A 16,669-nucleotide genomic window follows, 5' to 3' on the forward strand; every position below is an offset into this window, starting at 1 on the left:
TAAAATTAAATGGCAACAATTATTAATTTTGAATCTTCTACCACCATTTCTTCCATGCAAAATTCTATCCAAGAATATCCGAAATCTGCAAAGAATACAGAGAAATTATATATTCTTTCCTGCCACGTTTTTGAAGGATGAACATCTAAAAATAGATTTTCTAAACGCTCCAACAATTCGTTTTGTTTTATTTTTTCTGCACGAAGAAGTCTTTTTTTCATTCTTTCGAAAGACTTAAGCTGTCTCGTTTCTTCCGCTTTTACAAGATTTCCAAAAGACTGATCTGTATTTTCGGCTGCACTTTTCAATTCCGAAAACTGCTTTGTAAGAAGATTTTCTTTTTGATTAAGCAAATGAAGAATCTCATTATTATCTAAAATCTTATCATTCGTGATTTTTGTGAAATTCTGAAAGAAGTCATCCAGTTTTAAATTCAGTTTTTCGATTTTACCGATTGTTTTTTCTTTTAAAAACAACATCGAGTTTCTCGGAATCAAAATTGGAAACGGTAAATTAAGTTGAGTAAAATAATCTTTCAGCTCAAGCCAATACATGATTTCGGCATTCCCACCGATATAAGCCAGATTCGGCAAAACATTTTCCTGATAAACAGGTCGCATCAATGCATTTGGACTAAACTTTTCGGGATAGTTTTCAAGCTCGTTTAAAATTTCTTCTTTCGTAAACTGAATATTTTTATCTACAACGATATAATTTTCGCCGTCAAAATCTATTCTATCGCGGGTTTCAGAAAGATAAAATAAATTAATTTCACGCGGATTTACCTGAACTTTACCATATTTATCCGTCAGAAAATCGACTTTATCTTTTGAGTTTTTATGTAAGCTAAAATTCTCCAGTTCGTCTTTAAAAACATCTTTAATCTGATTTTTCAATGCTTTGGAATCACCATCAAGAATCAACAAACCAAAGTCTGAAAACAACCTGTTAACCAAAGTCTGAATTGCTTTCGTTAACGTATTTCCATTTTTGTAAGCTTCTTTAAGCATTAAAATAAGCTCAGTTCCGAAAACAGAATCTTTAAATTCTTTTTCAAATTCAGAAATAAAAAAAGTATCGTTGATTTGAATTCTTCCAACTGCACTTCCCGATTTCTCATTGATTTCGTAATAATTATTTTCGGTTTTGAAATGATTGATTTCCGCAAAATCGTGATCTTCAGAAGCCATCCAATACACCGGAACAAAATTGAAATCAGGAAAATTCTGCTGTAAATAAGTACAGGTTTTTATCGTCTGAAGAATTTTGTACACAAAAAAAACAGGTCCGGAAAACAGATTAAGCTGATGCCCGGTTGTAATGGTGAATGTATTTTTATGCTTAAGATTTTCTAAATTTTCTGTCTGTTTAGAAGACAACTTAAAATCTGAAAGTTGTGATTTTATTGTTTCAGATAGAATTTCTCTTTTTTCTACTATAAAAGAGTTTTGTTTTAAATGAATTTGCTGAGCAAAGTTTTCAAGCGAAAAAGCCTGTGCTTCAAATCCTTGTATATCATGATTCAGGAAATCTTTTACCAATTTTGGAATACTTCCGATTTCGCTGAATGCTATTTTGTTTATTGTTTTCAACCTGATTAAATTTTAGTTGAACAGATACCATAAAATTCCAATATTCAGTCTAAAATCATAGACCGGATAATGTGGGAATGCATACGATTTGTTTGGTGAAACGACCGTTCCTATTTGCTGACCTTCGATAAAGAAAAACATTCTTTTCACTTTCATATTAACATATAGATCAGCAATTGGCTGTCCTCCGATTGAGAAAGAATCTGCGCTTGGCAAAATATATTCGTTAAGAATCGGGAAATATTCTCGTGTCGCAAATTTTGAAAAATAATATACTTTTAAACCAGCCTGAATTTCTGCTGCATTTTTGAATGCTTTAGACTGAAAGAAAAAGTTGGCTCTACCAATAAAAGAAGGCAATGGCAATAATTCTTTATTGGTTAAAACATTTTGAAACTGCAATCTGGTATTTAAATGAAATTTACCATAACTGAAAGTAGCATCACCTCCAATCTGAGAAATATTTACAGAATTTGCACTCTGTCTCGGCATTGCTGCAGCATCAAAATAAGTATAATTATCTACTCTAAAATAGTTGGCAAAAAGTTGAGTTTGGAACCATTTTAAATTAACATTTCCACCAATTTCTGTTACTGACTGATTTTTTGCATCACTAAGGAAATAATTAAAGTTGTTGTATACCGAAGCATTCGCAAGATAATTAAATGACGGATATGAACTTTGGAAATTTACTTTTGCATTCACAAAGTAATCTTTAATCGGCTCAAACTTGATATTGTTTGTCGTCTTCAAATAATTTCCAAACTGATTTCCTTTTGAAATTTCCAAGAATGAATTGACCTGGAATTTATCGAAAAGTTTAATCTGTAGATTTCCGACAGCTCCTAATCTGTTTTCTTTCATTTCAGAAGGAATTTGAAGAATAGGCAATGTAATTTGATCGACTCCGAATTTCAGCATCTGATATCTTAATCCTGCATCTAATTTGAAGCGTTCGTTATCGAAAACTAAACTGAAGGTATTGCTGAAATTATTTGAATACTTTTTGGTTGCAAGAGGAAAACCATTAACAATTTCGGCTTCAGAAGTGTACCAATATGGCTCTAAACTACCTTGGTTGTAATAATATTTATTCCCTTGATTAAAGATGGTGTGTCTAATTCTAAAAGGGAATTTTTCAGCATTAAAAGGAGTAAACTGATGACTCAGGTAATATCTTCTATAAGAATATTGCGAGCTGGATGATGCCAAATTCACCAAAGCTCTGTCACGATTTCTAAACTCACTATCTCCTGATTGGAAAAGGTCATCATTTACAATTCCACCATTCTCCTGATTGTTTACATTTTGATGAAGGTAATGAGCGAATAATTCATAATCTCCACTTTTGGATGTATAATGTCCAGAAAACAAGGTATTGTTGTTTGCTGACAAAGAGTTTCTGTAAAATCCTTGAGAACGAAGTCCCATATAATCTAAAGCAAAATTGAATCTCTTCCCTATATTTTGGGTATAAGTTGACTGCAAAGCCGCACCGTTTTTCATCGCAGTATGATAAATAAAGGTAGCCGTAGGAGTTTTTACATCATAATATTTGATGTCATTAATCCCTAAAATACCATACGATTTATTTGTTGGTAAAAGAGAAAGGTTTTGTTCGGCATTTACTTCATAAGATAAAGGATTGAATCCCGATCCGATGTTTGCAAACTGCACTCTTCCAAAGTTATCTCTATTATTATATTGAGAAAAAATATACGATTTATTAAAAGTCATCGCTGTATCAAAGATTTTCTTTTCAGAAAACTGGGTCTGATACTGATAATCATTAATCGTCGGTTTAAAAATTTTAAGAGAATCTTTTGTCCCGGAATCTATTACTAAGGTGTCTTTTAGTTTTTTCTCAAGCATGTTAGAGTCTGTTTTATTGACAATAACCTGTGCTTTAGTAAATGAGGCAAGGAAAAATATGATTAGAAAAAGGTATTTCATGAATATTTTTTGTACAGCAAAAATAAGAAATAAAAGGCAATAAAAAACCCACATGAATCATGTGGGTTATAGGTTTGTAATATTTAAATTACCATCCTACGTTTTGCTTCATATTTGGATTAGCAAATATTTCAGAATAAGGAATTGGTAAAGTCATCTTATCTACATTAGGGAAAGATGTATTTGGATAAGCAACTGTAGTATCAGTTGATAATCTTGTAACTATCTTACCATTTCTCTTAAGGTCGATCATTCTCTTTCCTTCTAACGGGAATTCTCTAAATTTCTCGTCTAAAATCTTATCAATTGCATCTTGTGTAGAAGTAAATGCAACACTAGCTCCAGCATTACGAGATACTCTAATTAAATCATAGTCAGCAAATGCACCTGCCAAATCACCTGTCTTAGCCTTAGCTTCTGCTCTTACTAAAATCATTTCAGCTAACCTTATCGCTTTAATATTTGCAATTCCAGGGGTTGCAGCTGGTCCATAATATTTATTAAAGACTGTTGTTAAAGATGTTGGCGTCCCGAAAGTTCTGTAATAAGCTGCAATTCTATAATCTCCAGCATTATATTTCTGCTTTAGTGTTGTAGAAGCATTCCAAAATACACCTAAAGCAGGTGATCTGTAAAGAGCTCCCATATTAAAACTAACAGCTCCGGCAATATTTATTTGTTGGAAGATAACCTCACTTCCATCAATTGGAGCAGCATTAGTTCCTGCACTTGTAATAGGATCAGTCCAAATATTAGTAATCTCAGCTTGCTTTGGATTAGTAGCTGGTACAGTCACAATTTCAGGTCCACCCTTTAATACACGAGTTCCTATAGCAGCATTAGCAAAAGTAATTGCGTTTGCGTTATCTCCCATTTCAAGATAAACTAAGCTCTTAATTGCGTTTAATGCATCCTTACTCATTCTCATGTTCAAATTATTCGTTGGATTTAAAGCTAATGCTGCATTTAAATCACTAAGAACATTTTGATAAGAATCTTGCATATTGCTTCTAGGAGGAGTATCATAGATATTCTCAATGTTTGAAGACTTCATATAGGCGCATCCTAATGCCGTAGGGCTATATTTAGGCGAAAAGTTCTTTAAAACAATAAAGTGTGCAAACGCTCTCATTCCTAATGCTTCGGCTTTAATTTGATTTTTATTAAGACCATTAGCACCATTATTGGTAACATTATCAATATTATCTAATACTTTATTTGCTGTAAATACTGTTCTGTAAGAACTATTCCAAAGAGCTTCAACATCGTTATCTTGAGAAGTAAATGTTCTGCCCCATAGAAAAACACCACTCCCATTATTTGTAGTTGCAATTCTCGCTTCATCAGACATAAGTGCTTGTATAAAAGACTCTTGTCCTATCGGCATTGTTTGGTATGTATTAACAAGCAATCTTTCCAAAATGGTAACATCAGTTAATGTTTGGCTGCTTTCTGGTAATGCGTCCGGAGACACATCTTCAATTAAATCTGTACAGTTCAGAGATGTTAATCCTATTGCACCTATTAATATAATATTTAATATTCTTTTTTTCATTTTTTATCTATTTAGAAAGTTAATGTAGTTCCGATAGTGATAATTCTAGGAGTAGGATATTCGTACTGTGCAATATTATTATCATCATCAGGATCGAAACCAGTCCATTTAGTCCACGTATAGACGTTATTGACATCAGCAAATATAGTTATTCCCTTAATACCTGCACCTGCTAAGAATGATTTTTTGAAATCGTAACCTAATCTTACATTTTTAAACCTTAAGAATGAAGCATCTTCAATAAATTTAGATGTAAATTCAACTTTGGTTCCTGCTCTTTGCACATCTGTAATTTGACCAGGTGTAGTCCAAATATCTAATTGGTTTACGTTTTGGTTCAAATACCAGAAATCAGGATTCTCTTGGAAGAATCTTTGGTTATTAAATCTTGAATAGTCGCTTTTCCATTGGAATTGAGAATTTAAGAAGAACCCTTTATACTTTAAATCCAGACCAAACCCTCCGGTATATGGAGCATATGAAGTACCCCATCCAGTCTTATTGTTGATTGCATCATAAACTTCAGTAGAATTACCGTTTAAATCTTGATATATTGGTGCTCCAGTTTGAGGATTAACTCCAGCCCAACCTACAATAAAGTGACTACCGTAAGCCTCACCAACTCTAATAATTGATGTACCTGATTCAAATTGATTAACCTGACCTAAATCTAAAATTCTATTTTTATTGTATGAGAAGTTTGCAAATAATGAAACTGTTAAATCAGAATTTTTAATAATATCTCCATGAAGATCAACTTCCACACCTTTATTACTCATTTTACCTGAGTTATAATTGGTAATTGTAGTAAATCCTGAAGTAGCAGATAAATTATAATCTAAAAACAAATTTTTTGTCTGTCTATCATAAACATCAATTGATCCCCAAATCCTATCATTAAATAAGCCATAGTCTAAACCTATATTCAACTGGGTCTCTCTTTCCCATGAATAGTTTTGGTTTAATGGTGATCCTACAGAAAGTGATCTTGTAGTATTATATAATCCTCCGGAGTTATAATATTGCTGATCATTATATGGATTTATAGTTGTTGGGTCTCCAAAATTACCTGTAATCCCCCAACTCGCTCTCAATTTTAAATTGTTAACTTTTGTATCAGATAAAAAATCTTCTTTACTGATTGCCCAAGCTGCAGAAGCACCACCAAAAGTACCAGCTTTTTTGCCCATTGCAAATTGCGAACTAACATCTCTTCTAATATTAGCATCAATATAGTATTTACTATCATAGTTATATGACAATGAACCCAAAACAGCTAATGTTGTAAACCTTGTACTTCCCCCACTAAGTGCTGGTAAAATATTTTGAGCAACAGTAATTCCTGCTGGTGTAGCTCCCATTGCCTTATCCATACCATACCCCGTATAACCAAAGTTCTCTCTAAATCTACCTACATACTCACCTAAAACGAATGCACTAAAATTATGTACATCATCCCAAGTATTTTTATATGATAATCTTGCGTTTGTTGTAATTGTAGATGCGCTTGCTAGAGCTCTTGTCAATAACCCGGCTTGTCCAGGAGAAGTTGTTGACCCGTAATAAGTATTAGGGTGTACATAATTGGTCGTATTATTCTGTGTATAGTCAATACCTCCAAATACTCTTGCAGTGAAATTTGAGTTTATATCATATTCCCCAAATGCACTTGTAATTATTTTTATTTGATTTCTTCCTCTTTCTCCAGTTAGTGCTTGTTCTAAAGAACGCGCTCCGTAGTTAGGCTCTCCAAAAAGCCCTTTACCTGTCGCAAAAGTTCCGTTATCATTATATGGTGCTAAAACAGGCGCTGTATTTACTGCAAAGAAAGGGTTGTTTGTAAATACTCCGGCTTCTCCTGCAATCCCTTTTAGTTTGTTAAAACTTAAATTAGTTTGTGTACCAAACCTAAAGTTTGTTCCATTCCCTGAATTGATACGAGCATTTAGGGTATATCTATCTAGACTAGAAGCTTGAGCGATTCCATCTTGACTAAATTGTCCTAAAGAGAAATAATAATTAGTATTATTTGCTCCACCAGAAATTGCGATATCGTTTGTTAATGAGAACCCTGTTCTTAAAAATGATTTAGTCCAATCTGTATTAACCCCTGTTGCTTTATACATATCAACTTCAGCATCGCTGAAATTCCCCCAAGAGTTATTCCATGAAAGCCACTGATCAGCATCCATTAGCTGATACTTATATTTGCTTTTTTGAGCAATACCCGCCTGCCCCGTATACTGAACTTGAAAACCAGCCTTACCAGATTTTGTCTTAATTACTACAACCCCAGCACCAGCCGCCGCTCCATACATAGATTTAGAAGCCGCGTCCTTTAAAACAGTTATTTCTTCAAAATCATTTGGGTTTAATGCTGCAAAAGCCGTAGAGTTTAAAGGTACACCGTCAACTACATACAAAGGAGTAGTACCTCCGTTGATAGATCCAACCCCTCTAATAATAATATTACCACCAGTCCCAGGTTGACCAGAACCTACCATGACATCAACCCCAGCTAATCTTCCTCCTAAATTCTGTACAAAGTTACCTACTGGTACATTGTTAATTTCTGAAGACTTGATTGTAGCTACAGCAGTAGTAATATCTCCTTTTTTCTTTGGAGTATACCCTACTAAAACAACTTCGTCAATGTTTGCTATTTTTTCAGTTTTAACATTGCCTGTGTCTTTTTTTGTTGTTTGCGCATAAGCCATTGATCCTATAAAGAACAACGCCCCCGCACTTAATACACGTAATTTAACATTCATATTAACAAAATTTTAATATTTTTAATGAGCAAATATGTTAATAAATATTAACATATGCAAATTTTTAACTTATATAAATTCTTTTTTTTTACTTGATATACTAGAAAAATAAAGAATTAATTAAAATTCAATAATAAAGTCTAACAAAAATCATTAAAAATAAAATCTTTCAACTAAATCATATAGTTTTAAGAAATTTTAACCAAAACAAAAAAAATTATTTAGAATCAATCCAAACAAATGTCTTTTTACGAAAAAACCATTCCTTTCGGAATGGTTTTAAATTATTTATAAAATTAAATTACTTCAATTTCTTCTTCACAGCAACCTCTTCGTATACTTCAAGAATATCGTTTTGTTCGATATCATTATAGCCTTTAAGGTTCAATCCACATTCGTAGCCTTTTGTAACTTCTTTTACGTCGTCTTTGAAACGTTTTAAGCTTTCAAGCTCTCCGTCGAATTTCACGATACCATCTCTTAGTAATCTTACCTTAGACTGTCTCGTTACTTTTCCGGTAAGAACCATACAACCTGCAATGGTTCCAACTTTAGAAATCTTGAATACCTCACGGATTTCAACATTACCAATTACTTGTTCCTGAATCTCCGGAGAAAGCATTCCCTCCATCGCTTCTTTCACCTCGTCGATTGCTTTATAGATTACAGAATATGTTCTGATCTCAATTTCTTCACGGTCAGCAAGATCTTTAGCATTTGCTCCAGCTCTTACGTTGAATCCGATGATAATTGCATCAGATGCCGCCGCTAAGTTGATATCAGATTCTGTGATCTGCCCAACACCTGAGTGAAGGATTTTCACGCTGATTTCTTCTGTTGATAATCTTTGTAACTGATCAGAAAGTGCTTCTACCGAACCATCCACGTCACCTTTAAGGATAATATTCAATTCTTTGAATTCTCCTAAAGCAATACGTCTACCTAATTCTTCAAGCGTAGTGTGTTTTTTCGTTCTGATTGAAAGTTCTCTTTGTAGCTGTTCTCTCTTATTAGCAATAGCTTTACCTTCACTTTCGTCGGCATAAACACGGAACTTATCACCTGCAGTAGGCGCTCCATCTAAACCTAAGATTGTTGCTGGAATTGAAGGACCTGCCTCTTCAAGGTTTTTCCCTCTTTCATCCAATAAAGCTTTTACTTTACCATGATTTTTACCTGCTACTACATAATCTCCAACTTTTAAAGTTCCGGTTTGTACCAACATTGTTGCTACATAACCTCTACCTTTATCTAAAGATGCTTCAATTACAACTCCGTTTGCAGCACGTTCAGGATTAGCTTTTAATTCAAGCATTTCTGCCTGTAACAATACTTTCTCTAATAAAAGATCCATATTATTACCCATTTTAGCTGAAATTTCCTGAGCCTGTACATTTCCACCCCACTCTTCTACCAAAATATTCATTCCGGAAAGTTGTTGACGGATATTATCAGGATTTGCATTCGGCTTATCAACTTTGTTGATTGCAATAATCATAGGAACTCCTGCAGCTTGTGCGTGAGAAATTGCTTCTTTCGTTTGAGGCATTACATCATCATCCGCAGCAATTACAATAATTGCAATATCAGTAACCTGTGCTCCCCTAGCTCTCATCGCAGTAAAGGCTTCGTGACCTGGCGTATCTAAGAATGTAATTCTTTGACCATTTTCCAACTTCACGTTGTAGGCTCCGATGTGCTGTGTAATTCCACCTGATTCACCAGCAATTACGTTAGTTTTTCTAATGTAATCCAACAATGAAGTTTTACCATGGTCAACGTGTCCCATTACTGTTACAATCGGCGCTCTTGAAACAAGGCTCTCTTCTGTATCGATTTCGTCATCAGCATCTGTATCTTCAAGATCAGCATCCGAGAATTCAATTTTATATCCAAATTCATCAGTTACCAATAACAAAGTATCGGCTTCTAATCTTTGGTTCATGGTAACCATTACTCCTAAAGAGAAACAAGCAGAAATAACTTCAGTAGGAGAAACGTTCATTAAACTTGCCAATTCACCAACAGTGATGAACTCGGTTACTTTTAATGTTCTGTCTGCTGCATCAATTTCTTGCTGACGCTCGTCTTGCTCTCTACGGAAACTTCTCTTATCTTTTCTATGTTTAGAAGATTTAGATTTACCTCCTTTATTGGTTAGTTTTTCAAGGGTTTCTTTGATTTGGTTTTTAACTTGCTCGTCAGTTAACTCGACAGGCATGGTTCTCTGTCCCGGTCTGTTGTTTCCGAAACGGTTTCCACCACCTTGTCCTTGAGGACGGTTTTGACCACCTTGTCCCGGAGGTCTGTTACCTTGAGGACCACCCGGACGGTTTTGACCACCTTGTCCTGGAGGTCTGTTTCCCTGATAACCACCTTGTCCTGGCGGACGGTTTCCTCCCGGTCCATTTTGACCTTGAGGACGGTTTTGACCGCCTTGCTGATTGTTTCCACCTTGTTGGTTGTTCCCAGTATTCTGGTTAGGACCGCCCGGCTTTTCAATTCTCTTTCTTTTCTTTTTAGCTCCTGAGTTTGGTTTTGGTGCAAACTGAGTTAAGTCAATTTTTTCACCAACGATTTTAGGACCGTCAAGTTTTTGATAAACAGTTTCTATTTTCTGAGGCTCCTGAGGTTCCTCACTAGTAGATTCAGGTTTCTTTTCTTCCACTTTTTCTACAGGTTTTTCAACCGGTTTTGGTGTTTCTTTAGCAGGTTCAGCTGGTTTTACTACAGCTTTCACCTCTTCTGTTTTAGGTTTATCTTTTTTTGCAGGTCTGTTTCTGTTTCCTTCTATTTGAGAAAGATCAATTTTATCCAAAACCTTGAATTCTTGCCTTTCAGGAGTTGCTTTTACTTCAGAAACCGGTACCATTTCTTCTTTTGCAGCTTTCACCTCTTCTTTCACCTCCTTCACTTTTACTTTCTCTTCTTTCTTTTCTTCTACAGGTGCAGCTGGTGCAGGAGTTGGTTCTTCCGCAACAGGTTCAGCTTTTTTAGGCTCAAGATCGATTTTACCTAAAATTCTGGTTTCTGGTTTTGTATTAGCTTTAGCTCTTATTACTTCAGGTGCTTTCTTTTCTTCCATCTCCAGTTTTTCTTCCGGAACTTTAGAAATAACCACCTCATGGGAAGCTTTACGTTGCTCACCGTCTTTGGCAAACTCAGCTTCCAATGCAGAATATGCCGCTTCTTCTAATTGAGCGTTAGGATTGTTTTCAACCACAATATCCTTAGACTGTAAAAACTCTACCAGCCTAGACATCGATATGTTAAATTCCTTAACCGCTTTATTTAATCTTATTTTTGGCATCTATATTATTTACTGTTTTTTTTAATTCTTAAAATTAAAGTATTCTTTTTTACTGTTATTAAAATTTATTTCTAAATATTAATCTTCAAATTCCTCCTTCAATATACGTTTCACGTCTTCGATGGTTTCCTCTTCTAAGTCTACCATGTTTAAAAGACTTGTCGTATCTTTATCTAAGACAGATTTTGCAGTTGTAAGACCTACTTTCTTAAACTCATCCAAAATCCACTGTTCGATATCGTCATTGAATTCTCTCAAGTCAACATCATCATCTTCACTTGCTTCTCTAAACACGTCAATTTCGTATCCAGAAAGCCAAGAAGCCAATCTGATATTTTGTCCTTGCTTACCGATAACTTTAGAAATCTCTTCAATTGGAGTATAAACCAATGCATAATTTGTCTCTTCGTTGATGTCAATTTTATTGATGGTAACATTTCCTAAAGCTCTCTTCACCATAATCTCAGGGTTTTTAGACCACTGAATTACATCTATATTTTCGTTTCTTAATTCTCTTACGACACCGTGAATTCTAGAACCTTTCACCCCGACACAAGCTCCTACAGGATCGATTCTGTCGTCGTAAGCATCCACTGCTATTTTCGCTTTTTCACCAGGAATTCTCACTGCTTTTTTAAGAATGATTGTTCCGTCCTGGATTTCAGGAATTTCTAATTCCAATAATTTTTCCAAGAATTTAGGAGCTGTTCTTGAAATGATAATTTGTGGTTTTGAACCTTTAAAATCTACCGTTTCAACAATTGCTCTGATGTTTTCTCCTTTTTTGAAGAAATCTGATGGAATCTGGTTTTCTTTAGGCAAGATAAACTCGTTCCCTTCATCATCCAACAAGATCACATGTTTGTGACGAATATGGTGAATTTCTCCGATTACAATTTCTCCGATTCTGTCTCTGAACTGATCATACAACATCGCATTGTTATGCTCCTGCAATTTTGTTGCTAAAATCTGCTTCAGCGTCAAAATATTTCTTCTTCCCAACTGCGCTACCGGAATTTCCATGGTAAAATCTTCACCAACTTCAAAAGTTGGATCTATTTTTTTAGCTTCAGTGATTTCAATTTCCAAATCATCATCTTCAGACATTTCGTCTTCAACGATGGTTTTATTTAAGAAAATCTGAAAGTCACCTTTGTCAGGGTTTACAATTACATCAAAGTGATCATCAGAATCAAATCTTTTTCTCAACAAAGTCTTTAGAGAATCTTCAATGATCGCCATCAGATCAATTTTACTGATCCCCTTTTCGTCTTTAAAATCACCAAAGGATTCAATCAACGCTATATTATCCATTTATCTTTTTTTCTTTTAAAATTTAAGTACTACCAAAGCTTTTTTTATGTCAGAGTAAGGAATTTCTTTTTCCTCCTCTACGTCTACTTTACCTTTACCTACTTCTTTCGGTTTGCGGTAACGCAGTACAAGAGTAATTTTCTCTTCGTCTACTTCTGCAAGCTCACCTTCTATTTCTGAAGAATCTGTCAACAAAACTTCAATTTCTCTTCCGATGTTTTTACGAAACTGTCTCGGAATTGAAAGCGGCTCGCTTAATCCTGCAGACATTACCTGCAGACTGAAATCGTGCTCTTCACGATCCATATTAAATTCTATTGCACGGCTTGCATCCAGACAATCCTGCACAGTAACACCTTGATCTCCATCTAAGATTACTGTAATATCATCTCCTGCGGAAAACTTCAAATCAATAAGAAACAGATCTTCTCTTGTCTGAAGGAAATCATTTAATAATGTTTCAATATTTTTTCTAAACTCCATATAATATATATCCTGATTTAACAGTACGAAAAAAGGCTTTCTCTTAGAAGCCTTTCCATTTTTTCCGTAAATCTCCTGCAAATATATGACATTTTTATAAAATACACAAATACTCTTCATAATCAACAGAATAAGAATTCATCAAAAAAAATTACAATAACTCTACTCTCATAAAAATTAATTTTCGCTACAAATTCTTTTTTAATCTGTCATCTTTAATAAGTTATCATTATTTAAAAAAGACCATGAGACAATTTTTAGTATTTTTGTCAGGAATTTTATAAAACATACATTTTGAATATAACGATAGTAGGAACAGGCTATGTAGGTTTGGTTACAGGAACTACCCTTGCAGAACTTGGCAATTCGGTTTATTGTGTTGATATTGATGAAAAAAAAGTAGAAGGAATGAAAAACGGTATCGTTCCTATTTACGAGCCTAATCTTGAAGAGATGTTTCACCGAAATATTCAATCTGAAAGATTATTTTTCACAACGAACCTAAAAGAAGCTTTAGATAAAAGTGAAGTCGTTTATCTTGCTCTTCCCACTCCACCCGGAGAAGACGGTTCGGCAGATTTATCTTACGTTTTGAAAGTAGCCAATGATATAGGCGAACTGATGACCGAATATAAAGTGGTTGTTAACAAAAGTACCGTTCCTGTAGGAACGGCCGATAAAGTAAGAGAAACTATTTCCGCAAAAACTACTATTGATTTTGATGTCGTTTCAAATCCTGAGTTTTTACGTGAGGGTTTTGCAGTGGAAGATTCTATGAATCCTGCAAGAGTTGTTGTAGGATCGAGCTCTGAAAAAGCCAAAGATATTATGGCGAAAATTTATCAGCCATTTACCAATACCGGAATTCCTATTATTTTTATGGATGAAAAGTCTTCCGAACTTACAAAATATGCATCCAACTCGTTCTTAGCTGTAAAAATTACGTTTATGAATGAAATCGCCAATTATTGTGAAAAAGTAGGCGCAGATGTAGATAAAGTAAGATTAGGAATGGGAAGCGACGACAGGATTGGTCACCGTTTCCTGTTTCCAGGAATCGGTTATGGAGGAAGCTGTTTTCCTAAAGACGTTAAAGCTTTAATTAAATCAGGAAAAGACGACAATTTTAATTTCCAGATTTTGGAAGCGACAGAAAACGTCAATATTTCACAAAAAGTAATTTTGGTTTCTGAAATTGAAAAATATTTCGGTGGAAATATTGAAGGCAAAACGATTGCAATGTGGGGATTGGCTTTTAAAGCAAATACAGACGACATCAGAGAAGCCTCTTCGCTAGACAACATTAATTTACTTCTTCAAAAAGGTGCTAAAATTGTAGCTTACGATCTTATTGCAGAAGAAAACGTAAGAAAATTATTAGGAGATAAAATAGCTTACGCAAAAACCATGTATGATGCTTTAGAAAATGCAGATGCATTATTTATTGCTACAGAATGGCCGGAATTCAAAAATCCGAACTTTGAAATGATGGCGAAGAAGATGAATAATAAAGCTATTTTCGACGGAAGAAATATGTATCCGTTAGAAGTTCCCGAACAAAATGGCTTCTATTATAAGAGTATCGGAAGAAAAACGATTCAATAAGAGTCAAGGAAAAAGACTCAAGTAAAAAGAAAAACAAACACCAAAAGCCAAAAACTTACGGTAAACGCATATTATCAATATGAAAAACATTATCATTACAGGCGGAGCCGGATTTATCGGTTCACATGTTGTAAGAGAATTTGTAAAAAACAATCCGGATTCTACGATCATCAATTTGGATGCTCTAACCTATGCCGGAAATCTTGAAAACTTAAAGGACATTGAAAATGAGCCTAATTATGTTTTCGAAAAAGCAGATATCACAAAACCGGAAGAACTAAGAAAGGTTTTTGAAAAATATAATCCAGATGCGGTGATTCATTTAGCTGCAGAAAGTCATGTAGACAGAAGCATTACAGATCCCATGGCATTTATTAATACCAACGTTAACGGAACTGCCAATCTTTTGAATCTTTGTAAAGAATTTTGGACTTTAAACCCGGATCATACGCACGGAAGATTTCCAAACGAAAAAAGAACCAATCTTTTTTACCACGTTTCCACAGACGAAGTGTACGGAAGTTTAGGCGAAACAGGATTTTTTTTAGAAACGACTTCTTACGATCCGCAATCCCCTTATTCGGCTTCAAAAGCAGCTTCAGACCATTTGGTTAGAGCTTACGGAAACACTTACGGAATGCCTTTTATTGTTTCAAACTGTTCAAACAATTATGGTCCAAATCATTTTCCTGAGAAACTGATTCCGCTTTGTATTTCGAATATTATTAACGAAAAACCTTTGCCAATTTACGGTGACGGAAAATATACAAGAGACTGGTTATTTGTAATCGATCACGCCAAAGCTATTCATCAGATTTTTAATGAGGCTAAAACGGGAGAAACTTACAATATTGGTGGTTTCAACGAATGGCAAAATATTGATTTGGTAAAAGAATTAATTAAGCAAATGGATGAAAAGCTTGGAAATCCTGCAGGACATTCAGAAAAATTAATTACTTATGTAAAAGACAGACCGGGTCACGACAAACGTTATGCAATTGATGCAACAAAATTGAACTCTGAACTAGGCTGGAAACCTTCTGTAACCTTCGAACAAGGATTAGGAAAAACAATTGACTGGTTCTTAGAGAATAAAGAATGGCTGGAAAATGTAACCAGCGGAGATTATGAGAAATATTACGAAAAGCAATATAACTAATCAAACAAAAGATGAAAGGTATCATTTTAGCCGGAGGTTCCGGAACAAGACTTTATCCTCTTACCATCGCTGTAAGCAAGCAACTGATGCCTGTTTACGACAAACCGATGATCTATTACCCTCTTTCCACATTGCTCTTAGCAGGAATTAAAGATATTCTGATTATTACAACTCCTCATGATCAGGCTGGTTTTATCAAGCTTTTAGGTGACGGATCACAAATTGGCTGTAATATTGAATATGTTGTACAACCAAGTCCAGATGGTCTTGCACAGGCTTTTATTCTTGGAGACAAATTCATTGGTGACGATTCTGTAGCTTTAGTTTTAGGAGATAATATTTTTTACGGCTCAGAAATGGGGACTTTATTAAAAAACAAAACGAATCCGGAAGGAGGTGTCGTTTTCGCGTATCACGTTTCAGATCCTGAAAGATATGGTGTCGTAGAATTTGATGACGAGTTTAAAGCTGTTTCCATCGAAGAAAAACCTTTGACACCGAAATCGAATTACGCCGTTCCGGGATTATATTTTTATGACAATGAAGTTGTAGAAATTGCCAAAAACATTAAACCTTCTTCAAGAGGAGAATTGGAAATTACCGATGTAAACAATGTTTATCTAAGCAAAGGAAAACTGGAAGTTGCTGTTTTAGACAGAGGAACAGCATGGTTAGACACCGGAACTTTCGATTCTTTGAATGATGCTTCAGAATTTGTAAGCGTTATCGAAAAAAGACAAGGTTTCAAAATCGGCTGTATTGAAGAAATTGCTTTCAGAAACGGTTTCATTAATGAAGAAAAGCTTTTAGAAACCGCAACCAAATATGGCAAAAGCGGATATGGAGAATATCTGAAAAAGCTCGTGAATAAATAATAAAACAATCTAAAATACAAAAAGCTATTGGTCTAAAATCAGTAGCTTTTTT

General features: G+C 34.7%; 10 protein-coding genes. 3 read left to right on the top strand and 7 right to left on the bottom strand.

What is annotated here, in order from left to right:
- Nucleotides 1-5: 5 nt before the first annotated feature.
- The 7 genes from bshC to rimP form a co-directional block, all read right to left on the bottom strand.
- Nucleotides 6-1,592 (bottom strand): bacillithiol biosynthesis cysteine-adding enzyme BshC, encoded by a 1,587-nt coding sequence (gene bshC / locus FDY99_RS08360; RefSeq protein WP_139420643.1) that lies wholly within the window; start codon nt 1,590-1,592, stop codon nt 6-8.
- Nucleotides 1,593-1,604: 12 nt separating this feature from the next.
- Nucleotides 1,605-3,545, bottom strand: coding sequence for a putative porin (locus tag FDY99_RS08365; RefSeq protein ID WP_139420645.1), 1,941 nt, complete (start codon nt 3,543-3,545; stop codon nt 1,605-1,607).
- Nucleotides 3,546-3,633: 88 nt separating this feature from the next.
- Entirely contained in the window at nt 3,634-5,100 is a 1,467-nt protein-coding gene (locus FDY99_RS08370) for a RagB/SusD family nutrient uptake outer membrane protein (RefSeq protein WP_139420647.1), read from the bottom strand.
- An 11-nt stretch (nt 5,101-5,111) separates the two neighbouring features.
- Nucleotides 5,112-7,871, bottom strand: a complete 2,760-nt coding sequence (locus FDY99_RS08375; protein ID WP_139420650.1) for a SusC/RagA family TonB-linked outer membrane protein — start codon at nt 7,869-7,871, stop codon at nt 5,112-5,114.
- 301 nt (nt 7,872-8,172) lie between these two features.
- Nucleotides 8,173-11,181: a translation initiation factor IF-2 gene (gene infB, locus FDY99_RS08380; protein ID WP_139420652.1), complete on the bottom strand. Its 3,009-nt coding sequence runs from the start codon at nt 11,179-11,181 to the stop codon at nt 8,173-8,175.
- Between the two features lie 78 nt (nt 11,182-11,259).
- Nucleotides 11,260-12,495 carry a transcription termination factor NusA gene (gene nusA / locus FDY99_RS08385; protein WP_074230906.1) on the bottom strand — a complete coding sequence of 412 codons (1,236 nt, stop codon included), beginning with the start codon at nt 12,493-12,495 and terminating at the stop codon, nt 11,260-11,262.
- A gap of 15 nt (nt 12,496-12,510) precedes the next feature.
- Nucleotides 12,511-12,978 (bottom strand): ribosome assembly cofactor RimP, encoded by a 468-nt coding sequence (rimP, locus tag FDY99_RS08390; protein ID WP_102980432.1) that lies wholly within the window; start codon nt 12,976-12,978, stop codon nt 12,511-12,513.
- A gap of 294 nt (nt 12,979-13,272) precedes the next feature.
- Here rimP and FDY99_RS08395 point away from each other — a divergent pair, with 294 nt between their 5' ends.
- From FDY99_RS08395 to rfbA, 3 genes are all read left to right on the top strand, one after another.
- Complete coding sequence (locus FDY99_RS08395) at nt 13,273-14,583, top strand: UDP-glucose dehydrogenase family protein (protein WP_139420654.1); 1,311 nt, start codon at nt 13,273-13,275, stop codon at nt 14,581-14,583.
- A 79-nt stretch (nt 14,584-14,662) separates the two neighbouring features.
- A complete protein-coding gene (rfbB, locus tag FDY99_RS08400; protein WP_139420656.1) occupies nt 14,663-15,742 on the top strand; it encodes a dTDP-glucose 4,6-dehydratase in 1,080 nt (359 codons plus the stop codon).
- Nucleotides 15,743-15,753: 11 nt separating this feature from the next.
- On the top strand, nt 15,754-16,617 hold the full coding sequence (rfbA, locus tag FDY99_RS08405) for a glucose-1-phosphate thymidylyltransferase RfbA (protein ID WP_139420658.1): 864 nt from the start codon (nt 15,754-15,756) through the stop codon (nt 16,615-16,617).
- The last annotated feature ends 52 nt before the right edge of the window (nt 16,618-16,669 follow it).

It is taken from the genome of Chryseobacterium mulctrae (assembly GCF_006175945.1).
In the GTDB taxonomy this organism is placed as follows: Bacteria; Bacteroidota; Bacteroidia; order Flavobacteriales; family Weeksellaceae; genus Chryseobacterium; species Chryseobacterium mulctrae.